This window comes from Verrucomicrobiota bacterium JB022 (genome assembly GCA_030673845.1).
Lineage (GTDB): Bacteria > Verrucomicrobiota > Verrucomicrobiia > Opitutales > Oceanipulchritudinaceae > WOUP01.
This window is the reverse complement of sequence record JAUTCQ010000013.1, coordinates 1-21,928: the sequence shown is the minus strand read 5'-3', so window position 1 is coordinate 21,928 and position 21,928 is coordinate 1. Positions and strand designations below refer to the sequence as shown.

The 21,928-nt window shown below is 63.1% G+C and carries 17 protein-coding genes; 9 read left to right on the top strand and 8 right to left on the bottom strand.

Annotated elements, in window-relative coordinates; all coding sequences use genetic code 11:
• Nucleotides 1–74 precede the first annotated feature (74 nt).
• On the top strand, nt 75–941 hold the full coding sequence (locus Q7P63_08915; protein ID MDP0500210.1) for a twin-arginine translocase subunit TatC: 867 nt from the start codon (nt 75–77) through the stop codon (nt 939–941).
• A 163-nt stretch (nt 942–1,104) separates the two neighbouring features.
• Here Q7P63_08915 and Q7P63_08910 read toward each other — a convergent pair whose 3' ends face one another.
• Nucleotides 1,105–1,362 carry a hypothetical protein gene (locus Q7P63_08910; protein ID MDP0500209.1) on the bottom strand — a complete coding sequence of 86 codons (258 nt, stop codon included), beginning with the start codon at nt 1,360–1,362 and terminating at the stop codon, nt 1,105–1,107.
• Between the two features lie 129 nt (nt 1,363–1,491).
• On the opposite strand from Q7P63_08910, the gene Q7P63_08905 reads away from it, so the two are divergent.
• From Q7P63_08905 to Q7P63_08895, 3 genes are all read left to right on the top strand, one after another.
• Nucleotides 1,492–2,037 (top strand): YHS domain-containing (seleno)protein, encoded by a 546-nt coding sequence (locus tag Q7P63_08905; GenBank protein MDP0500208.1) that lies wholly within the window; start codon nt 1,492–1,494, stop codon nt 2,035–2,037.
• Between the two features lie 9 nt (nt 2,038–2,046).
• Entirely contained in the window at nt 2,047–2,388 is a 342-nt protein-coding gene (locus Q7P63_08900; GenBank protein ID MDP0500207.1) for a hypothetical protein, read from the top strand.
• 147 nt (nt 2,389–2,535) lie between these two features.
• Complete coding sequence (locus tag Q7P63_08895; GenBank protein ID MDP0500206.1) at nt 2,536–4,152, top strand: solute:sodium symporter family transporter; 1,617 nt, start codon at nt 2,536–2,538, stop codon at nt 4,150–4,152.
• Nucleotides 4,153–4,668: 516 nt separating this feature from the next.
• Here the strand turns inward: Q7P63_08895 and Q7P63_08890 are convergent.
• The 6 genes from Q7P63_08890 to Q7P63_08865 all read right to left on the bottom strand — a co-directional run bounded on the left by Q7P63_08890 (nt 4,669) and on the right by Q7P63_08865 (nt 14,365).
• Nucleotides 4,669–5,532, bottom strand: a complete 864-nt coding sequence (locus Q7P63_08890) for a DNA glycosylase (protein ID MDP0500205.1) — start codon at nt 5,530–5,532, stop codon at nt 4,669–4,671.
• Between the two features lie 9 nt (nt 5,533–5,541).
• Entirely contained in the window at nt 5,542–6,039 is a 498-nt protein-coding gene (locus Q7P63_08885) for a hypothetical protein (GenBank protein MDP0500204.1), read from the bottom strand.
• 359 nt (nt 6,040–6,398) lie between these two features.
• Entirely contained in the window at nt 6,399–6,827 is a 429-nt protein-coding gene (locus Q7P63_08880) for a response regulator transcription factor (protein ID MDP0500203.1), read from the bottom strand.
• 8 nt (nt 6,828–6,835) lie between these two features.
• Nucleotides 6,836–10,099: a CheR family methyltransferase gene (locus Q7P63_08875; GenBank protein MDP0500202.1), complete on the bottom strand. Its 3,264-nt coding sequence runs from the start codon at nt 10,097–10,099 to the stop codon at nt 6,836–6,838.
• 194 nt (nt 10,100–10,293) lie between these two features.
• A complete protein-coding gene (locus tag Q7P63_08870; GenBank protein MDP0500201.1) occupies nt 10,294–12,360 on the bottom strand; it encodes an ATP-dependent helicase in 2,067 nt (688 codons plus the stop codon).
• A gap of 403 nt (nt 12,361–12,763) precedes the next feature.
• On the bottom strand, nt 12,764–14,365 hold the full coding sequence (locus Q7P63_08865) for an ATP-binding protein (GenBank protein ID MDP0500200.1): 1,602 nt from the start codon (nt 14,363–14,365) through the stop codon (nt 12,764–12,766).
• Nucleotides 14,366–14,454: 89 nt separating this feature from the next.
• Between Q7P63_08865 and Q7P63_08860 the strand changes: the two genes are divergently transcribed.
• From Q7P63_08860 to Q7P63_08840, 5 genes are all read left to right on the top strand, one after another.
• Complete coding sequence (locus tag Q7P63_08860) at nt 14,455–15,597, top strand: homoserine O-acetyltransferase (protein ID MDP0500199.1); 1,143 nt, start codon at nt 14,455–14,457, stop codon at nt 15,595–15,597.
• A gap of 3 nt (nt 15,598–15,600) precedes the next feature.
• Nucleotides 15,601–16,212, top strand: coding sequence for a methionine biosynthesis protein MetW (locus tag Q7P63_08855; protein ID MDP0500198.1), 612 nt, complete (start codon nt 15,601–15,603; stop codon nt 16,210–16,212).
• A gap of 5 nt (nt 16,213–16,217) precedes the next feature.
• Entirely contained in the window at nt 16,218–17,360 is a 1,143-nt protein-coding gene (locus Q7P63_08850) for an MFS transporter (protein MDP0500197.1), read from the top strand.
• A 68-nt stretch (nt 17,361–17,428) separates the two neighbouring features.
• Nucleotides 17,429–19,369 (top strand): rhamnogalacturonan lyase, encoded by a 1,941-nt coding sequence (locus Q7P63_08845; GenBank protein ID MDP0500196.1) that lies wholly within the window; start codon nt 17,429–17,431, stop codon nt 19,367–19,369.
• A 90-nt stretch (nt 19,370–19,459) separates the two neighbouring features.
• A complete protein-coding gene (locus Q7P63_08840) occupies nt 19,460–19,951 on the top strand; it encodes a hypothetical protein (GenBank protein MDP0500195.1) in 492 nt (163 codons plus the stop codon).
• Nucleotides 19,952–20,017: 66 nt separating this feature from the next.
• Here the strand turns inward: Q7P63_08840 and Q7P63_08835 are convergent, their stop codons facing one another.
• Nucleotides 20,018–21,373, bottom strand: coding sequence for a family 43 glycosylhydrolase (locus Q7P63_08835; GenBank protein MDP0500194.1), 1,356 nt, complete (start codon nt 21,371–21,373; stop codon nt 20,018–20,020).
• Between the last annotated feature and the right edge of the window lie 555 nt (nt 21,374–21,928).

The window sequence follows — 21,928 nt, the reverse complement described above, 5'->3', positions numbered from 1 at the left end:
AAGTCGGAGCCTTGAAGGTTGTCACTGCCCTGTCAACGACAGGGATCACCGTTTTTACGGGTCAATAGTCAAACATGGACGCCCGCCCCCCTCATTCCCACCACGACGATAGCGACGAGACTTCACCCACCGGGGAAGTCTGGGCCGAGCCTGAAGCCTCCGAGCCCGGGGCCATGGGTTTTCTGGACCATCTGGAAGACCTGCGCTGGGCGATTGTAAAATCGCTGGGCGCTTTTCTGGTCGGGACAGTACTCGTCACCATTTTTCTCACCAATTTTGCCCGACTGCTGATGTGGCCCTACAATTTTGCCATCAGCGGGCGGGCGGAGACGGCCACGATGGAGGGGCTGATCATGACGTCTTTCATGGGCGTCTTTTCGGTCGTTTTCAACCTGCTGATGGTCGGTGGCGTCGCGCTTGGCGGGCCGTTCGTGCTCTATTTCTTCGGGAGCTTCATCTCGCCAGGGCTGACGAATCACGAGAAGCGGTTGCTGATCCCTGGGGGCGTGCTCGGCTTTATCCTTTTCCTTCTGGGCGCGTGTTTCAGCTTTTTCCTCGTGGTGCCGATGATGCTGCGGGCCTCCGTCTTTTTCAACGACTTGCTGGGCTTTACGCTGCTGATCACGGCCGACAATTATTATTCGCTGCTGACCTGGAGCGTGATGGGTATCGGCTTGTCGTTCGAGTTCCCTTTGCTGCTGCTGCTGCTTGTCTACCTGGGCGTGCTCGACGTGCAGCGCCTGAAGGATTGGCGGCACTACAGCTTTGTGGTCTTCCTCGTCGTGGCGGCGCTGGTGACTCCGGGCGGCGACCCGATTTCGCTGATGCTGCTGGCGCTGCCCATGTATCTGCTCTACGAGCTGGCCATCCTGCTCAGCCGCCCTGTCATCCGCATGCGCGAGCGCGCCCGCGCCGAAGCCGAAGCGATGCTGGACGAGTAAGTGGGGGCTTGGCATTTGGCATCGGCCACGGATTTTCACGGATCAAAACACGGACAGGATTTTACTCTTGTCCGTGTTTCATCAGTGGCCCATTAGCTGCAGACACAAAAAAGGAGCGCCCGGTGTGGGGTGCTCCTCTTTGCGAAAGTGGTTTGCGGGCGGTTTAGGCCTTGGCCTTGCGGGCCTTCTTGATCTGGCGGCGTTCGGCCATGAGCACGGAGAGCATCATGCTGGCAAAGAAGAAGACGCCGGCGAGGGGCATGGCGGCATAGGCGCCCCAGATCATGCGCCAGGTGGGGCTGGCGTCCGGCACGTGGCCGGAGAGGATGAACGTGAAGCACACGAAGAAGATCACGGACAACAGGGCGGTGATCGCCAAGGTCTTTTTGCCAACGTATTCGTAGAAATGGTGCTCCATCATCAGCATAGTGCTTTTATCTCTGTCCGGTTCTGGCGCGGTGTCTATAAAAAAGTACGGGTTTTAGCGGGTTGGGGAGCAATGCGTCGCTCATTTGCGAGTCGGTACGAGCTGTGCTAGAGGTAGGGTGCCATGAAGTTCTGGCACGCTTTGTCCCTGTTTGGAGTCGCTGCTCTCGGCTATTTGCTGATGGCGAGCCCTGCCTATGCCTTCAAGCCCGTCAGCGCTCAGGAGCTGAACGAGCGTCAGATTGCAATCGGAGGCTACGACCCGGTCGCGTATTTCAAGGAAGGGGCGGCGGTCAAGGGCAGCCCCTTGTTGACTTACCAATGGCTGGGGGCCACCTGGTATTTCCGTACCCATGAGTATCGGCGCCTGTTCATGGCCGACCCGACGCGCTATGCCCCGGCCTACGGTGGGTATTGCGCCTTCTGCATGCAGGCGGAGCGGGAGGTACAATCGGCGGGAGACCCGACGGTGTTCCTGGTGCGCAACGGTCGCCTCTACTTGCTGCAAGACGAGGAGACGAAGGCCCTTTGGGAGGCGTCGCCCGATGTCTACATTGCCCAGGCGGACGCGCGCTACGAGGAGCTGCTGCGCCAGTATCGCGAGATTGTAGGGGGCGAGGGGGCCGATAGCCGCCGCAGTGCGGTTGCGACAACCTTGGCTGCCGATTAGTTATCTACCATGCTTTTCTGGATCGTCTCAGGCATCATCTTGTTTCTGGCCCTGCTTGCCTGGCTGGTGGGGCTGCGCTTTGCGGCCACTTTCAAGCGCGAGCGGGCGAAGGCGCTCGAATCTTTGGCCGAGCTGCCCGACGAGGCGCTGGGCCGCATGTTGCTGGAGGAGCCGATGAAGGGGCGCCTGGGGGCGATCCGGGTGGACGCGGCCTGTGCCGAAGTGGCGCGCCGTGCGCCAAATAATCGCAAGATGTGGCAGGTGCTCGAACAGGTGGCGCAAGATCGGCGGAGCCTCAAGGGGCGCCTCGCGCAGGCTTACATGAATTCGCTGCGCCGGCAGGGGCTCTGATGAAGAGAAGCTTCGGCTGGTTGAGGGGCCGGTAAACTGTTAACCCTGCTCGTGGGGCTGCCGCAGCCTTCGGGCTTGTCTTACGGCAGCGTGGCGGTCAAACATCAGGTTGGTAAACCCCTCCACCCCTAACCGATCTCCCCTTTCATGCTAGCCGTAGTATCGTTTTTCCTGTTCACCGGCCTGGTGGCTTTCTTGACGTGGTTCATCACGCGTCGGGATGAAAAGAACACCAGCGTGGGCTACTTCCTCGCGGGCCGCTCCCTGACTTTCCCCTTGATCGCGGCTTCGATGCTGCTGACCAACCTCTCGACCGAGCAGATGGTCGGTCTCAACGGCTCGGCGTTTACGGACGGCCTGGCGGTGATGGTGTGGGAGGTGTTGGCGGTGATCGCGCTGATCGCGATGGCGCTGTTCTTCCTGCCCAAGTTTTTGCGGCTGGGGGTGGCGACGGTGCCGCAATACCTGCACCTGCGCTTCGACCGGCAGACGGAGCTGATCACCAACCTGATCTTCCTCATTGCCTACGCGCTGATCCTCATCCCGATCATCCTTTACACGGGCGCGACGGGGCTCATCGGCATCCTCAATCTGGAGCAGGTGCTGGGCGCCGATTCGTTCCAGACGGCGTTGTGGACGATCGTCGTGGCGGTGGGCATCGTGGGCTCGGTCTACGCGCTGCTCGGCGGCACGCGGGTGATGGCCGTGGCCGACTTCATGAACGGCATCCTGCTGCTCACGGGCGGCTTGATGATCATTTTCTTCGGCCTCAATGCGGTGGCGGGCGATCAGGGCGGCATCCTGGAGGGTTGGCAAATCCTGCGCACGGAGGTGCCGGAGAAGTTCAACTCCATCGGCGGTAACGATACTTCCGTGCCGTTCTCGACCGTCTTCTCGGGCATCTTGCTGCTCAACCTCTTTTACTGGTGCACCAACCAGCAGATCATCCAGCGCACCTTTGGCGCGAGCAGCCTGGCAGAGGGCCAGAAGGGCGTGTTGCTGACGGGCTTGCTGAAGCTCATCGGGCCGCTCTATCTCGTGTTGCCGGGCATCGTGGCCTTTTACCTGTTCCGCGATCAGGATATGAAGGCCGACCACGCCTACGGCTCGCTGGTCAGCCTGGTGCTGCCGCCTTACCTGTCCGGCTTCTTTGCTGCGGCGATGTTTGGCGCGATCATGAGCAGCTTCAACGCTGCGCTCAACAGCTCCACCACGCTGTTTTCGCTCGGCCTCTACCAGACCAAGATCCGCCCGAATGCGACCGACCGCGAGGTGGTGCGTGCCGGCCGGATCTTCGGCGTGATCGTGGCCGTGTTGGGCATTCTGGTGGCGCCGCTGCTGGCCCAGACGCAGAGCATCTTTGCCTACCTGCAGAAGATGAACGGCATGTATTTCATCCCGATCTTCTCGGTGGTGCTCTTTGGCATGCTCAACAAGCGCGTGCCTCCGCTGGCGGCGAAGGTGGCGCTGATCCTGGGCTTTGTGACGATCGCAGTCGGCTACTTCGTGCCGCCGTTCAGCGGCTGGGTCACGGCGATCCACGAGTTCCACTTCCTCGGCCTCGTCTTTGTGCTGCTGCTGGCCGTGATGGGCGTGATCCTGCTCGTGAAGCCACAGGAGAAGCCGTTTGATGGCGAGAGCACGCCGGAAGCGGTCGACATGACGCCGTGGAAGCTCGCCCCGATTGCGGCTGCCATCCTCTTCGTCATCATCATCGGCATCTACTGGTACTTCGCCGACTTTGGCGCGGCCTTCGGCAACTGAGGCTGATCCGTTCTTTATTGGGTAGACCTTGCCGGAGTGGCACCCCTCCAGGGTGCAGACTCTGGTTCGGTCCTATCCGGTGGTGTCGGACTCAAAGCGTCCTCAACCACCGGCTCAGGGATGGCATCCCTTCGGGATGCTGGATCATCCTGCAAGCCAGAGGCTTGCCACCTCTTAGCGCGGGGTTGAGGTCCGCGGTAGCGGACCGACACCCCGGGTTTATCTCAGCCCTGGGATGCACCCCGGAGGGGTGCTACTGAGGTGTTCATCCGTGTCCAGGCTGATTGAATGGGCTCCGTCATTACTCGCGCAAGCGACTCCAGTCGGTTCTTTTACTCAAGCGTCGCACGTCTCCGGGCGGCGGCGCTTTTTTGTCGGAGGATTATGGATGCCTCACGCAAAGGCGCCAAGCCGCAGAGAGTTATTTCGTAATTCTCCTCCTGCTGTTCCGCGTTTTCAGGGGTGATAAACCGCTATAGCTGCCTTGGCGGCTCTGCGGCTTGGCGTGAGCAGAGTCTATGCTCCCTTGCCGCGCCGGGCTCCGGCGAAGAGGAACTGCTGGGCGAGGCCAGCGGCGGGGCCGAAGTGGACGCGGCCAAAGTGGGCGATCTGCTCGGGTTTCCAGCCGTCGAGGCGGTAGTGGGCGGCCATGGTCTGCAGGATCCAGGTGTCGACGGGGAAGGCTTCGTAGCGCTGGCCGCCAAAGAGCAGCACGCAGTCGGCGACTTTGGGGCCGACGCCGGGCAGCGCGAGCAGGTGGGCGTGCGCGGCGGGGTAGGGCAGCGTTTCGACCGCTTCCAGATAGCCGGGGTGCTCTTGCAGAAAGAGGGCGGTGAGGTGCAGGTTTTTGGCGCGGTAACCGATGCCGGTGGCGCGCAGGGCCGCTTCGTCTACCGTGGCCAGCTCGGCCCAAGTGGGGAGGGCGTGGCAGCCGTGCCCGAGGTCGCGCCCGAATTGCCGGGCGATGGCGTCGAGGCCCAGTTTGATCTGTGGGATGCGCTTGGTGGCGCTGCACTGGAAGCCGAGCAGGGCTTCACCCAGAGGTTGACGCAGGAGGCGGAGGCCGGGCCAGCGGGCTTTGGCAGCGGCCAGTACGGGGTCGCTCCGCCACGGGAGGGCGTCGGCCATGGCGGCGAAGTCGACGTCGAGGGCCAGATATGAGGCGATGTCGGCGGCGGTGGTGGCGGGCGTCAGGGCGCGCCACTCAACTTTGGCGGCGGGGTCGAGGCGCAGCTCGACGGCGTGCTGGCTCCAGATGCCGCGCCAGGCGTGGCCGTCGGGCAAGCGGTTCCAGCGGAAGGCTTGGCCGCCATCGAGCGTTTCCGCCCACACGGCGGGCTCAAAGGCGGGGGATTGGGGGAGAGGCTGCCAGTCGGGCATGCCTGCAGTCTACTCCATCTCCCAGAGAAAGCTCTGGTAGTGGTCGAGTTCCTGGCCGTCGGGGCCCACGAGGCTCACGCGGAAGGCGAGGGGCAGCGCTTCGGAGTCTGGCCAGGTGTCGCCGGTCAGCCCGAGGTAGACGGTGTGGTGCGCGGTGTTGGTGGCGGGCAGCGGGTAGAGCTGCTCCAGCGCGTCGGGTAGGTCGGGGCGGATGTATTGCACGCGGAACTGGCTGCCGGCGGGCAGGTTGTCCGCCTCGTCCGACAGTTCGAGCGTGAAGTAGAGGCCGCCGCGCGTGGCGGGGTCGCTGCGCAGGAGCACGCGATTGCCGGTGCTTTCGTGGCCGGTGAAATACTCGGTCAGCCGCTTGAAGTGGGCGGCGTCGAGGCGACGCACCGACACTTCTTCGATCTCGACCTGCCCGAATATGGGCTGGGCGAGGGCAAAGAAAAAGCCCGCCAGGCAGGGGAGCTGCCAATGTCGGGCGTTGCGGCGCAAAAGGCTCATGCTCCTGCAGGGAAGCGGCTTAGGCTTTCTTGGCGCGGGCAGTGCGCTTGGCCTGGATCGCCTCCTTTTGGCGCTCCTTACGGCGGTTCAAGTAGGCATTGCGGCGTTTACGCTTCACACGAGCACGGAGTTGTTGTCCCATAAAATCTGCTAAAGAAAAGTTCGTTCAGTAATTGAAAACGCGTAAACAAGCCAATTTGGCGGCCGGAGTCAAGGCCGGAGGGCAACGGAAACGAAAGCAGATTCTCTCACCAAGTTCACTCAGGCACAAAGATGGGGAAGGCAGAAACCAGGTCTTATTTGCCACAGCCTCTGATCTTGGTGTCTTGGCGCTCTTTGTGAGAGCCTCTTCTGCTTTCCTACCGTTCCAGTTCGGCGGAGATGATGATTTCGCCGGCGAGGCAGCGGCGGATGGCTTCGCCGACTTCGAGGGGGTTGCCTTTGAGGATGTAGCCCATGGCCCCGGCGGCGATGGCTTGCTCGGCGTGGCTGCGCTCATTGTGGCCGGAGAGCATGATGCACTTTACCTCGGGCAGCTCCTGCTTGATCGCCCGGACGAACTCCACGCCGCTCATGCGGGGCAGCGAGAGGTCGACCATGATGATGTCGGGCTTCACCTCTGGCACGAGCACGAGCGCGTCTTCGGCCGAGCGGGCGCTGCCGACAAACTCGAAGTCGTCCTGCATGTCGAGGAAGACCCCGAGCAGTTTGCGCAGGTTGTCGTGGTCTTCGATGACAAAGATCTGGGGAGCGCGAGTCGGGGTGGAATCGCTTGGCGTGTTGCTCATGCTGGTGTTCAGGTGGAGGCCTCCAAGGGCAGTTGCACAGTTATGCGGCACCCATCTCCCGGTCGGGACTGAATGTCAAGCGTGCCCCCAAAAAGCTGGAGGCGCTCTTGCACGGACGAAAGGCCGAAGCCGGAGGGCTTTTCCTGGCTTTGCCCCGGATCGAACCCATCGCCGTCATCGGAGATGAGGATCTGCAAGTGGTAGTCGGTGGTGAAAAGGGTCACTTTGGCTTCGTGCGTCTGCGCGTGCTTCACGACGTTGAAGAGCAGTTCGCGCACGATCTGGAAGAGCAGTACCTGTACCTCACGCTGTAAGGCGGGGAATTCGGGGTGTGGCTTCAGCTGTACCGTAAGGTTGTGCTCTTCGCGCATGCGGGCGGCGAGCCAGCGCAGCACTTCGGGAAAGCCTTCGGTATCAAGGATGGGCGGGCTGAGGTCGATCGTGAGGTTGCGCGTCATGTCGATCGTCAGCTGCAGGTCGCGGGTCAGCTCGTCGGCCTCTTCTTCCGGCAACTGGTGCTTGAGCTGCAGGATGTGGAAGCGCATCTGCACGCTGGCGAGCATTTGCTGGAGGTCGTCGTGCAGGATGTGGGCGATGCGGGTGCGTTCCTGTTGCTCGGCCAGGGCGAGGTTGGAGGCGAGCTGGCGGACGGTCTGGGTGGCTTGTTCGATGCGGTCCTCCAGGGTGGAGGTGAGCTGCCGCAGGTCTTGCTCGCTGGCGCGCAAGCGTTCTTCGGTCTCCTTTTGCTGGGAGATCTCGACGAGGGTGATGACGACGCCTTCGATGCGGTCTTCGGCGCTGCGGTAGGGCAGGATGCGCATCAGGTACCAGTTTTTTTGCTCGTCCTGCACTTCGCGCTGGATGGGCTGCAGGGTGCGCAAGACTTCGCGGGCGTCGCCCTCTACGCGGTCGTAGCCGAGGCGGTGGGTAAAGTCTCCCAGCGGGCGTCCGCGGTCGGTGGGGCGGACGGAGAAGAGCTGGCCGACCTGGGGGGTGTAGCGCAGGATGCGTAACTGGCGGTCGAGGAAGAGCGTGGCGATCTCGGTCGAGGCGAAGAGGTTTTGCAGATCGTTCGTCAGCGTGGAGAGTTCTTCGACCTTGTGGCGGTTCTCCTGGTTGACGGTAACGAGCTCTTCGTTCATCGACTGGAGCTCTTCCTTGCTCGTTTCCAGCTCTTCGAGGGTGGAGCGCAGCTCTTCGTTGGCCGATTGGAGTTCTTCGTTGGAGGCGCGCATCTCCTCCTGGGTGGTCTCGTATTCTTCGATCACCATCTGCAGGCGGCGCTGGGTCAGCTCCAGCTCACTGGCCAGCTCGCGGCTGTTTTCGCTGCCGTTGCCTTGGGTGGTGGGGAAGACGGCGGGGTGATCGCCTTTTACCTCGTCGAAGAAGACGAGGAGGTAGCCTTCCATCTCGGCCTCGCCGGAGGATTCGACGCGGATGACGATCCTGCGGGTGCCTTTGATCCCGTCGTGCAGCTCGATGGGCTTGCTGGAGGTGGTGGCGGCGCCTTGCTCGACGGCGTAGATGGCGGAGCGCAGCTCCACGCGCATCTCGTCGCGCACGCGTTTGAAGATGTTGTTGGTGGGCGCGCCGCCGGGCTGGATCATGAACTGGCCGGCGCGGGCGGAGTAGTGGACGATGTTGTGATCGTGGTTGATCAGCACGCTGGGCGGGCCGAAGAGCTCCACCATGCGCTGGTGCAGGTTGCCGTAGGAGTAGCTGGCCTCGGGCACGCGGGAGGGCGCTACGGGGCGCTCCTGGCGGTGCTCGAAGTTGGTGATCGGCATGCGCGGCTCGATCGTGCAGTTGTTGCGCCGCACAAACACCTTGTGCTCCTTGTCCGCACAGCGGAAGAGCTCCACGTTGTCGACCGATTCGGAGGCCCCGAGCAGGAGGTGACCGTCGGGCTTCAGGGCGTAGTGAAACAGCTCGATGATATCTTGCTGCACGTCGCGCTGCAGGTAGATCAGCAGGTTGCGGCAGGTGATGAGGTCGAGCTTGGAGAAGGGGGGATCGCGCAGGAGGTTGTGCGGGGCGAAGATGATCAGCTCGCGTACTTCTTTGCGCACTTGATAGCCGCCGCGCTCCTTGATGAAGAAGCGGCGGAGGCGCTCGGGCGGGACGTCGCCTTCGATCGACTCGGAGTAAAAGCCTTCGCGGGCGCGGTTGAGGGCTTCGTGGTGGAGGTCGCTGGCGAAGATCTGGATCTCGGGGCGCACGTCGAGCTCGGAACAGGCTTCGAGCAGGAGGATGGCGAGCGAGTAGGCTTCTTCACCGGTGGCGCAGCCGACGGACCAGAGGCGGATCTTGTTGTTGTCGCGGTCGAGCTTTTCGAAGAGCTGGGGGACGACTTCGCGCTCTAGGTGGTCGAAAACGCTGCGGTCGCGGAAGAAGTTGGTGACCGTGATCAACATGTCGTCCGCCAGGTCGCGGACTTCGTCGGGCTCGGCGCGGAGGATCTGCAGGTAGGCCTCGAGGTCCTGAATATAGCGTAGCTGCATGCGCCGGCGGATGCGGCGGACGATGGTCGAGGGCTTGTAGCGGGTAAAGTCGTGCCCGCATTGCACGCGGATCTGGGCGAGGATCTTCTGCAGCATGCGCTGGGCGGCGGCGGAGACTTCAGCCACGTCGTCGGGCAGGCGGATCTGGGCCTGGATGTCGCGGATCTGGAGCAGATTCTCCGGCATCTTGTCGAGTAGCAGGACGCGGTCGACGACGCCGTGGGCGATTGCGCTTTGGGGCATGGCGCTGTGCTCGGCCTGGGCGGGGTCTTGGGCGATGCAGATGCCGCCGCGCTCGCGGATGTAGCCGAGGCCGATGGTGCCGTCGCTGCCGGTGCCGGAGAGGATGATGCCGACGGCCTTGTGCTGGTGCGTGTTGCTGAGGGTGCGGAAAAAGTGGTCGATCGGCGCCCGGTCGCGCCGTTGCTCTTCGAGGGGCTCCAGCCGCAGGTGCGAGTCGATCGACGCGAGGTTGCGGTTGGGCGGGATGACGTAGACGCAGTTCGCGATCAGCTCCACGTCTTCGGTCACTTGCCGCACGCTCATCTCCGTCTCGCGCTGGAGGATGTCGGCGAGGGCGCTCGGGTGCTCGGGCGAGAGGTGCACGACGATGACGTAGGCCATGCCCGAATCGGCAGGGGTGCCTCTCAAGAGCTGCTGCAGGGCGGCCAATCCGCCGGCGGATGCTCCAATGCCCACTACGGTGAAGCCGGGGGCCCAGTCGGAGCGGCCCGACGCCTTATCGGGATCAAATGGAGTAAGCGAAGACACGGGCCCCAAGATAAGGTAATTTAGGCCTCATGCAATGGCCTTTATCGGTTATTACCCCGAATGAGCTTCGTTAGTTATGTGAGTAAGGCCAACCGCTTACCTTTTGATACGAACGTTTATCCAAAAAATCGACCGCTTGTGGGCAAAGCGCAATATTCTGGCTAGGCTCTCGCGCAGAAGGCCTGCTTGCTGCGCTAATAGTGGGCGGTGACGCTGCGGGCATTGAGCTTTTCGTAGAGGTCGCGAGGCAGCTCTTGCAGGAAGCGGCTGGGCTCGAGGCGGAGGGAGCCGCCGCCGCGCCCGGCGTTGATCATGGGGTAGCAGAGGTAGAGCTCGTCCTTGGCGCGGGTCACGGCCACGTAAAAGAGGCGGCGCTCTTCCTCCATGTCGCCCGTTTCGATCGTGCGGCGGCTGGGGAACTGTTCTTCCGCCACGCCGATGACAAACACGACGGGGAATTCAAGCCCTTTGGACTGGTGGATCGTGGTCATGCGTACGGTGTCGTCGCTCAGCTCCACGCCCCGGTTGGTGGTCTCGGAGTTGAGCAGCACGAGTTGCGAGAGCAGGTCTTCGAGGGTCTCGAAGCGGGCGGCGAACTCCACCAGGCCTTGCAGGTCGTCTTCGCGCTCGCGGTAGTTGGCGTAGAGGTTGCGCATGTGGTCGACGTACCAGCCTTCGATCGCCAGCTCGATCAGGCGCACGGGCTTGACGAGGGTGGCGGGCTGTTGCATGGCCGCCTCCAGCTCGCGCAGGGTGGCGACGAGCGAGACAAAGGTGTCGCGGGAGACGTCGGGCACTTTGGCCACCACGGTTTCGTCGGCCATAGCCTGGATCAGGCTTTCGCTCTGGCGGGGGGCGGCGGCTTCGAAGAGCGAGCCTTGGTCGGCCTGGTGGGTCTTCGCCTGGGCCTCCACGACCTTTTGCGCGGCCTTGAGGATCTTGTTGACGGTGACGGGGCCGACTTTTTCCAGCAGGCAGAGCAGGCGCTCCCACGCTTGCAGATTGGTGGGATTGCTGACGACGATGAGCTGCGAGACGAAGTCGCGGATGTGGGCTTGCTCGAAGAAGCGGACGCCGCTGGTGATGACGAAGGGGATGCCGCGGCGGGAGAATTCGAGCTGCAGGTCGAGCGCCTGGTAGTGCGAGCGGTAGAGGATCGCGATGTCGCCCAGCTTGCACTCGCCGTCGCGGAAGAGGGCTTCGATGCGTTTGATGATGAACTGCGCCTGCATCTTGGAGTCGATGGCGGGCACGATAAAGGGCAGGAGGCCGGGCTCGCGGGCGGCCACGAGTTCCTTTTCGTAGCCGGCGGCGGCTGGCTGGGCGCGCAGCACGCTGTTGGCGAGGGCGAGGATCTCGGGCGTGCTGCGGTAGTTGCGCACGATCTTGTAGATCTGGGTGCCGGGGTGGCGGTCGGGGAAGTCGCGGATGTTTTCGAAGTTGGCACCGCGCCAGGTGTAGATGCACTGCGCGTCGTCGCCCACGGCCATGATGTTGTGGCGCTCGCCCGCCAGCAGGTCCACGATCTCGCTCTGGATCGTGTTGGTGTCCTGGTATTCGTCGACGAGGATGTGGGTAAAGCGTTGCTGGAGGCGGGCGCGGATTTCTTCGTGATCGCGCAGCAGGTCGCGGGTGAAGACGAGCAGGTCGTCGTAGTCCATCACGTTTTGCTGCTGTTTGGCCTGCTGATAGGCGGCGGCAAACTGCAGGATCTTGCCCACTTGCTCCTCTTCTTCCCAGGGCATGCGCTCGCCGATCAGCTCGCGCAAGCTCATACTGGTGTTACGGGAAAAGCTGATCAGGTCGCCGATGACGCTGGGCTTGGGGTTGTCCTTGTTGCGCAGCCAACGGCTGTCGATGTTCTTGATCAGGTTCTTCAGCAGGCTGTCAGCGTCGTCGGCGTCGAGGATGGAGTAATTGGGCTGCATGCCGACGGCCTCGGCGTGCTGGCGCAGGAGGCGACCGCCGATGCTGTGGAAGGTACCCGTCCAGTAGGGGCGCTTGTGTTCGCCGGTCAGCTCGGTCACGCGGTCGAGCATCTCGCGCGCGGCCTTGTTGGTAAAGGTGAGCAGCATGAGGCTGCCGGGGTGGATGCCGCGTTCGAGCAGCAGGTAGGCCACGCGATAGGTCAGGGTGCGCGTCTTGCCCGAGCCGGCGCCGGCGAGCACGAGGGCAGGGCCGTCGGGGGCCGTCACGGCGGCGTATTGCTCTTCGTTCAGCTGCGCCTCAAAGTCGATGGGCGAGTAGTCATCCCAGTCCATCGGCCAAGAGAAGCGTACCCCCGCCTACGGTGCAAGCGCGGAGGCGGGATGGGCGAAGCAGTCTGTTTTTTAGCCGCAGATGGACGCAGATTTACGCGGATAGGATTCCGGGGTCCGAAACTTTATGGGCGCATGCGCGCGGAAAGGCATCAGGACGTGTGTTTCGAGTGGGGTTACTTGCCCACCTTATTTTCGGAATGCCACTGGATCACCAAGTCCGTAACGAATAGAAAAGACCCAAAGGCGGCCAAACCCATTTTGTATGACAGCGGCAAGACTGACGAGAGCCAGGGCTGAAGTAGAAAACCGACCCCACAAACATATAGAAACAGCGCAGTCAACCGTGCCATTTTGTTATCCTATCTGCAAAAATCTGCGTCCATCTGCGGCTGAAATAACCCCTCTACTCCACCGGCTGCTCTTCGACTCCGAGGCGGAAGCGGTCGAGCATGGAGAGCAGTTCGTGGCGGCGGACGGGTTTGGTGAGGTAGGCGTCCATGCCGGCTTCCATGCCGGCTTCGACGTCTTCGCGCATGGCTTGGGCAGAGAGGCCGACGATGGGGCGGGGGGTGCGGTTGCGGGCCTGCTCGCGCTCACGGTAGAGGCGGGTGAATTCGAGGCCGTCGACGCCGGGCAGGCGCACGTCGACGAGGAGCAGGTCGAAGGGCTCGGCTTCGAGCAGGGGCCAGGCGGCTTCGGCCGTCTCGGCGGCTGTCACCCGGTAGTTGGGGCCTTCGATCATGCGTTGCAGCACGTTGCGGTTGGCCGGAGAGTCTTCGACCAGCAGGATGTGCCACTGCGGGCCCTGGGGCTCGGCGGCAGGCGAGGCGGGCTGAGCGGGGGCCGGCTTGGCTTCGGCGGTCTGAGCCGTTTGCAGCTGGAGGCGGGCGGTGAAAGTCGAGCCTTGGCCGACGGCGCTTTCGACGCGCAGGCCGCCACCCATGAGCTGCGAGAGGCGGCTGGCGATGGTGAGGCCGAGGCCGGTGCCGCCGAAGTGCTTCTGGATGCTGGCGTCGGTCTGGGTAAAGGCGTCGAAAATGGCGTCGAGGCGGTCTTGGGGGATGCCGATGCCGGTGTCCTTTACTTCCAGCTCGACCGTGACGCGCTGGGCTTCGGTCTCCACGTGGCGCAGGTGCAGGGCCACTTCGCCCCGGCGGGTAAACTTGAGCGCGTTCGAGAGCAGGTTGATGAGGATCTGCGAGATGCGGGCGGCGTCGCCATGGAGGGTGTGCGGCAAGGCCCGATCGACCTGAAGGGTAAAGGCGAGGCCTTTTTCGTCGGCCTGCAGGCGCAGGAGGTCCATCACCTCTTCGGCCACTTCGCGGAGGATGAGGTCGGCGTGGTTGAACTGGAGCTTGCCGGCCTCGATCTTGGAGAGGTCGAGCACGTCGTTGATGATCACGAGCAGGCGCTCGGAGGCGTCGAGCGCGACTTTTACGCAGTCGTTCTGGCGGTCGTCGAGGTTGCTTTGCAGGAGCACGTCGAGCATGCCGATGACGCCGTTGAGGGGCGTGCGGATCTCATGGCTCATGTTGGCGAGGAACTCGCTCTTCATGCGATTGGAGGCGGCCTCCTTCTCGCGCAGCAGCTCCTGCCGGGCGGCTTCGAGCTGGGCGGCTTCCATCTGCGCCTTGCTGGGGAACTGCAGGATGGTGGGCAGTGCCCGCCAGAGCACGATGCTGGTGCCGAGCGAGACGAGGCCGGTGAGCAGCCGCAGCGCGGCGTCGACCCGATAAAGTGGGTGCCACATCCCGATCATGCTGAAGATGTGGGTGACGCCGCAAAGGAAGATGAACGACGCAAACAGGTAGAACAGGTTGCGGTGGATCAGGTCGGACCGCTGCTTGACCAGGATCCAGAGGGCGTACGGGATCGAGAAGTAGGCTGCGGCGATCAGCACGTCGGCACCTACGGCGAGCCAGAAGGTGCCATACTCGACGGTATAGCAGTGGCTGTGTGGCATGAAGCCCTTCGTCGACCAAAAGTGCGTGAAAAAATCGTTCATGCAGGCACAGGTGGGAGCAGATGAACCTCGTGTTGGGGTGAGTCCGACGTTGCCAGCGGAGACAAGTCTGGTTTTGCTGGGCAGCTTACATGCAAGAACCGGAGCAAGTCGATACTTTCGCGCACTCGGGCGAGGTGGGACTCGTGGAATGGCATGATTTTGTCAGCTCCCGGCCCTTCACGTTTGTGAATGGGGAGACCCTGCCCGGCTTCCGCCTGCGCTACGAGACCTACGGCAAGCTCAACGCGGCTCGTGATAACGCCATCCTGATTTGTCACGCCTTGAGTGGCGACCACCATTGCGCTGGGGTCCACTCGATCCGCGACCGCAAGCCGGGCTGGTGGAACAACATGATCGGGCCGGGCAAGCCGATCGACACCAATCGCTTCTTCGTCATCTGCTCCAATTGCCTGGGCGGCTGCCAGGGAAGCACGGGGCCCACCTCGATCAACCCCGAGACGGGCCACGCCTACCACCTCGACTTCCCTGTCGTGACGATTGCCGACATGGTCCGCGCGCAGCATCGCCTGTTGACCGAGGAGCTTGGCCTCGACCAGCTCTTTGCCGTCGTCGGCGGCAGCATGGGCGGCATGCAGGTGCTGGAGTGGGGCGTGCGTTACCCGGAGATGGTGCGCCGCCTCCTGCCCATGGCCACCACGGCCCGCCAGAACGCCCAGGCCATCGCCTTCAACGAAGTCGGCCGCCTCGCCATCGTGCAAGACCCGAACTGGAACAACGGCGCCTACCCGCAAGGGCACGGGCCTCACGTGGGCCTCGCCGTGGCGCGCATGATGGCGCACATCACCTACCTCAGCGACACCGGGCTCGACCAGAAGTTTGGCCGCGAACGGGTCAGCCGTGCCGCCGCGCGCACCCTGTTCGACGCCGAATTCCAGGTCGAGAGCTACCTGCGCTACCAGGGGCAGAGCTTTACCAACCGCTTCGACGCCAACACGTACCTCTACTTTACCAAGGCGCTCGACCGCTTCGACCTTTACGGCGAATCCGGGCGGCTGGAGGAGACGTTTGCGCCGGTGCAGGCTCGTACCCTCGTCATTGGGTTCACGAGCGACTGGCTCTTCCCGCCGCGCCAGAACCGCGATATCGCGCTCGCCCTGCTGCGGGCCGGCAAGCAGGCGAGCTACGCCGAGATCGACCTGCCACTGGGCCACGACTCCTTCCTCGTGCACGCCCCCGAACTCTACGACCTCGTAGAACGTTTCCTTCTCTAGCGCATGCCTCCCCGCCAACAGATCAAGCGAGAGACGGAGCAGAGCATCCTCAGCGACTGGATCCAGCCGGAGCAACGCGTGCTGGATGTGGGCTGCGGACGCGGCATCCTGCTCGAACACCTCACCCGCACCAAGCAAGTCTATGGCGTGGGCGTCGACAGCGACCTGGAGAAGGTCGCCAGCTGTGTGAAACGCAGCGTCAACGTCTACATGGGCGACGCGGAAGCCTTCCTCAGCTACCAGCCCGCCGGCGCGTTTGACTGGGTCGTGATGTCACGCACCGTGCAAGAGCTCGACCAGCCCGGCAAGGTGATCGCGGAGTGCCTGCGCGTGGCGGGCAGCATGGCCATCGGCTTCGTCAACTTTGGCTACTGGCGCAACCGCCTCGACATCGTGCGGCACAGCCGCCACGGCGTGAGCGACGTCTTCCCCCGCGCCTGGGAGGAGGACTGGCGGCACAACCAGATCAGCGTCGAAGAGTTCGAGCGGTTCTGCGCCCGGCAAGGTTACAATATCCGCCAGGCCGTCTACCTGCGGGGCGACTGGAAGACGCCGTGCCGCGTCCTGACCGGCTGGCGGGCGGGCTACGCCCTTTATTGGCTGGAGCGCAAGTAGTGGCTATGGAACCGCTGGCCCCTGCCCCCATCGGTCGCGCCGAGCAATGGGCGACCCGCTGCGCCTTCTTTATTGCCGGGCTGGCCATCGCCGCCTGGGCTCCGCTGGTGCCCTTTGCCAAAGCGCGGGCAGGGCTGGACGAAGGCTCGCTGGGCCTGCTGCTGCTCTGCCTCGGCATCGGCTCGTTGATTGCAATGCCGTTCTCGGGCCTGCTGGCGGGCCGCTTCGGTTGCCGTTGGGTTATCGTGATCAGCAGTCTTTTCGTGTGTCTGGCGCTGCCGCTGTTGGCGACAGCCTCGCACGTAGTCGCGCTGGGTGGGGCGCTGTTCCTGTTCGGCGCCGCCGTCGGCTCGGTCGATTGCGTGGTCAATATCCAGGCGGTGATCGTGGAGCGCGCGAGCGGTCGCAGTATGATGTCGGGCTTCCATGGCCTGTTTAGTGTCGGCGGGATCGTCGGCGCGGGCGGAGTCAGTCTGCTTCTGATGCTCGGGGTATCGCCTCTCGGCGCGGCCTTTGTGGTCGTGGGTTGCCTGCTGGCGACGATTCTGGCCTCGATCCGCGGGCTCCTGCCCTATGGCAGCGCCTCCAGTGGGCCTTTGTTTGCGCTGCCGCGTGGGGTGGTGCTCTTCCTTGGCGTGCTCTGCTTCATCATGTTCTTGACCGAAGGGGCGGTGCTCGACTGGAGCGCCGTGTTTCTCCACGCCTTGCGCGGGGTCGACCAGGCGCATGCGGGCCTCGGCTACGCGGCCTTTGCCACCACTATGACGATTGGCCGCCTGACGGGTGATGCCATCGTGCGCCAGCTCGGCGGCCTGCGCGTGATCGCCATCGGCGGCGTGCTGGCGGCGGGGGGGCTGGCCCTGGCCGTGGGCGTGCCGCACTGGCTGGCGGGCATGGTCGGCTTTTCGCTCGTCGGCGCTGGCTGCTCCAACATCGTGCCGGTGCTCTTTACCGCCGTGGGTAAGCAACAGACGATGCCCGAGCACGTGGCGGTGCCTGCCATCTCGACCCTCGGCTACGCGGGCATCCTCGTCGGCCCGGCCATGATCGGCTTCATCGCCAAAGGCTGGAGCCTGCCATTCGCGTTTGCTCTGCTCGCTGTGGCGCTGGTGGGTGTGGCGGCCAGTTCACGCTGGCTGCGGGTCTAGTAAACAATTCTGACAGGCAGACTTTGCGACCGGTAGACAGGGCGGTACAGCGCCTCCATACTGCCCGGATGCTACCCCGATACGTTCTTCCCCTCGCGCTGACCGCGCCGCTGGCTTTGACGGCCCAGCCCCTGATGGAGCACCTCGACCGCGGCGTGGTGGCCGTGCACCAGCCCGATGGCAGCGTATTTGTGAGCTGGCGCCTGCTGGCCAACGACCCCGAAGGCGCGGCCTTCAATGTCTACCGCACCACTGCCCCCGCCGACGAACAGGACTGGGGCGACTTCCGCTCGCGAGACGATGCCAAGGCCGGTACGGTCAAGCTCAACGAGCAGCCGCTGACGGGCCCCACGTGGTTGGTCGACCCTTGGCCCTCTCTCGACCGCGACACGACTTACGTGGTGCGTCCGGTGGTGGACGGGAAGGAAAGCGCGGCGAAAGATCCAGGCTACACCCTGCCGGCTGGTGCGCCGCCGTTGCCCTACCATTCGATCGCGCTCAAAACTCCGGAGGGCTACACCCCCAACGACGCTTCGGTGGCCGACCTCGATGGCGACGGTGCCCTCGAAATCGTGCTGAAACAGGAAGGCCGGGCGCAGGACAACTCCCGCTCGGGCGTGACGGACCCGGTGATCCTCCAGGCTTACAAACTCGACGGCACCCAGCTCTGGGAGATCAACCTCGGCCCCAATATCCGCGCCGGCGCCCACTACACCCAGTTCATGGTCTACGACTTCGACGGCGACGGACGCGCGGAAGTGATTTGCAAGACAGCCGACGGTACCATTGACGGGCTGGGGCAGGTGATCGGTGACGCCGATGCGAACTATGTCAACGATCGCGGCTTTATCCTCGAAGGCTCTGAGTTTCTGACCGTTTTCGATGGCGAGACGGGCAAGGTGCTCGACACGGTGGATTACGTGCCGGGGCGTCACCCGACCGAAGCCCACCCGACGCCGGAGCAAATGGCCGAAGTGTGGGGCGATGGCCGAGGTAACCGCATGGACCGCTTTCTCGCCACCGTGGCCTACCTCGACGGCGAGCGCCCCAGCGTCGTGATGGCGCGTGGCTACTACACCCGCAGCGTGCTCGCGGCCTGGGATTGGGACGGGCGCAACCTGGAGCAACGCTGGGTCTTCGACAGCTCGGCCAGCGCCGAAAACCGCCCCTACGCCGGCCAAGGCAACCACAACCTCGCGGCGGCCGATGTCGACAACGACGGGCGGCAGGAGATCGTCTACGGCGCCATGGTGGTCGACGACGACGGCACCGGCCTCTACAGCACCGGCTGGGGCCACGGCGACGCCCTGCATGTGACCGACCATGTGCCCTCCAACCCCGGGCTGGAAGTCTTCAGCATTCAGGAACGCTTCGACCAACAGGGCATGAACATGCGCGATGCTGCCGGTGGTGAGCCGATCTTCCTCATCCCCTCCGTCAAGGCAGCGGAATCGGGCGGCGACAAGGGCGAAGGCCCCGGTCGCGGCAACGCCTTCAATATCGACCCACGCTGGCCCGGCTCAGAATCCTGGGCGGCAGGGGCCGGGATGAGCGGCATCTACAACGCCGCTGGCGAGCGCGTGCTCGAAAAACCACGCGGCCTGCCCACCAACTTCGCCGTCTGGTGGGATGGCGACCTGTTGCGTGAACTGCTCGACCGAAATTTCGTGCTGAAGTGGAATTGGGAAACGGAGCAACTCGAACCCCTGCTCGTCGCGCACGCCTGCACCTCCAACAACGGCACGAAGGCCACCCCGGCGCTCAGCGGCGACATCTGGGGCGACTGGCGCGAGGAAATCATCTGGCGCACCCGCGACAATTCCGAGCTGCGCATCTACACCAGCACGATCCCGACGGAACACCGCATCGTCACCCTGTTGCACGACCCCCAATACCGGGTGGCACTCGCTTGGCAAAACGTGGCCTACAACCAGCCGCCGCACCCCAGCTTCTACCTCGACCCGGCCGCCCCGCTACCGGAAAAGCCGAAGGTCCGCGTGCGGGAGTAGGGGAGGGCAGAAGATAATTCATTTGGTGGCGACCGCCTCTACCATTGAGCGTTGCGTTGTTGCGAGCGACACGCTTTAGCATCTTGGATCATGCGCTGGCTCTACCGATTGCTGATCGTCTCCGTTTTGGGCTATGCGGGGCTCGTCGGCTATTGTCGTCAGGAGAATATCGCGTATGTGGAGCGTATCGCAGGGGTAGATTTACCCAACCGCCGACTTGCGATGGAATTTTTCGACAACGGCGATAACGTGCTGGTCGGCTATATCAAAACGACCCCTAAGGCCGCAGCGAAGTTTGTGCAGGCACATGAGTTCGAAGGGCAGGGAGGAGTCAGCCTTAAAGCGCTTCCCTTGGTTGAGAAACTGAGCGAAGAGCACCGCCGCGAACCGGAAGGGTTCAACCCGTACTATTTGCGAGATTTCTCGGAACTGAACACCTGGCTCTTTCTCATCGATGTCCCCACTGGGCAAATCTGGTTCACGATCTTTTATCCTGATTGGGCCGGAGATCCCGCCGGTGGAGGACTGCTCTACTTGCCCAAAGATGTAACTCTCCCAGAGAGCTTGAACAAGATGCAATAGGTAGGCCCTAAGCGATCAGATCCCCCGCCACCGGGCGATTCGGGGCGGGGGGAACGAAGCGTCAGCTTAGGGCGCGACGAAGCGCCATTGCTGGTTGGGGCTGGTGTTGCTGAAATACTGCTTCATTTCAGCGCCATTGCTCGACGAGCCCTCGGTATCGAGGCATTTGCCCGTCGCGCGGTTGACGAGCTTGTAGTAGCCCCCGCCCATCGGGACGAAGATCCACTGCTGGTTAAAGCTCGGGCTGCTGGCCCACTGGCCGATGGTCGAGCCGTCGCTGGTGTTGCCCAGGGTATCGAGGAACTTGCCGCCGGTGACGCACTGCAGCTTGTAATAGCCATCGCTGTAGGTGACGACCCAGCGCTGGTTGACGCTCGTGTTGTCGGTGTACTGCGAGATGATCGCGCCATCTGCGGTCGAGCCGTAGTTGTCGAGCATCTTGCCGTTGGCGCGGTTTTGCAGGCTGTAGGTGCCGGGCGCAACGGTTTGCTGGGGGATGGTGACATCGTCGGCGACGGGCCAGCCGTTGACCCAGCTGAGCGTCGTCACCCGCAGCTTGGCGTTGCCGTTGTCGTTACCATCGTAGTAGTGGTAAGTCAGCTTGCCTTCGCCGATGCCGACGTGGCCGGGCCCGATATAGGGCCCGTCGCGGTTGGGGAGGAAAACGCTCCCGCCGCCGTTGGAGACGCTGACACCATTCTTGTCGACGTAGGGTCCCGTGACGCTGGTCGAGCGGGCCACGACGGTGTAGTAGCTGCTGTTGACGCCGTTGCAGCAGAGCCCGCGCTGGAAGAAGAGGTAGTAGTAGCTGCCGTTCTTGATCAGGTAGGGCGCTTCGACCTGCCCGGGCACCAAGTCCCAATGGCTGGAGCCTGAGCGCAGGCCGGTCGTGGTGCTGAGCTGGATCAGGTCGATGCCGGTCTGCCAGTTGCCGTAGGTCATGTAGAGGCGGCTGCCGTCGCGCAGGATGGCGGGGTCGATGGCGTTGTTGCCGGCCACAATGAGGCCGCGGTCAGTCCAAGGGCCCAGCAGGTTGGGCGCGGTGGCGAGGCCGATGGCGGCGGGTGCCCCGATGCCTGCGCAGGAGTAATAGAGGTAATACTGGCCGTTCATGTAGATGACTTCTGGGGCCCAGAAGAAGCCGTTGAAGCCGCTGACGTAATTGCCGATCCAGCCCGGCCAGGTGCCAATCGGGAACACCGGGGGTTCTGGCTGCCAGTCGGTGAAGTTCGGGTTGCTGGACGACATGGCCCAGACGCCGTCACCGGTCGTGAAGATCCAGTAACGCCCATCCGTATTGCGGATCATGGTCGTTGGATCGTGGCTTGGGGCCTGGGCGTTGGCCCACGAAGCGCCAAAGGTGAGGAAAAAGAGCGCGAACAGGCGCGCGAAGAGCCATCCGGCTTTTCGGTAGGATTTCATTGGGAGTGTTTTTTTTTGGGGGGGGTGGATTTGTCAGCCCTCGCTTCGCCAAAGCGATACGAGGTCTATCGCAATATGCGCTGGCCCCTCCTGCCCCCCGCCAGAAAAACTCCCCGAATGGACCCTAAGATTAGTCAAAAATTGTCTTACCCTACCGCAGGAGTGTTCTCCTGCCCGTCTTGCCACAAAGCGTCGTTTCTGCGGCGCAGCCGTAAATCCTCACTCAAACTGCGCATCCTTAGCTTCCGACACCAAGATCTTCTCAATTACAGATAAGGTGAAAGCGCTCTAACCGCTGCCAATGCTTGCCCATAAATCCAGTGGGATGGAGCGCCATTACATATTGTGCCCGTGATCACTCGTAAACGCTGGCGGCATATAGCATCTCTGCGACCATCTTCCAGGTTGGCTGTATTAGCACCCTGCTGAAAAAGTCCTTTTCCGGGGCAGCGGCATAGATAAGCTGTGGGTATGCGCGGTAAGGTGTCGAGACAGTTGGATGCGGTGGCGTTGATCAACCTGGAGTCGTTGATTCCGGCGAAGCATCCGATCCGC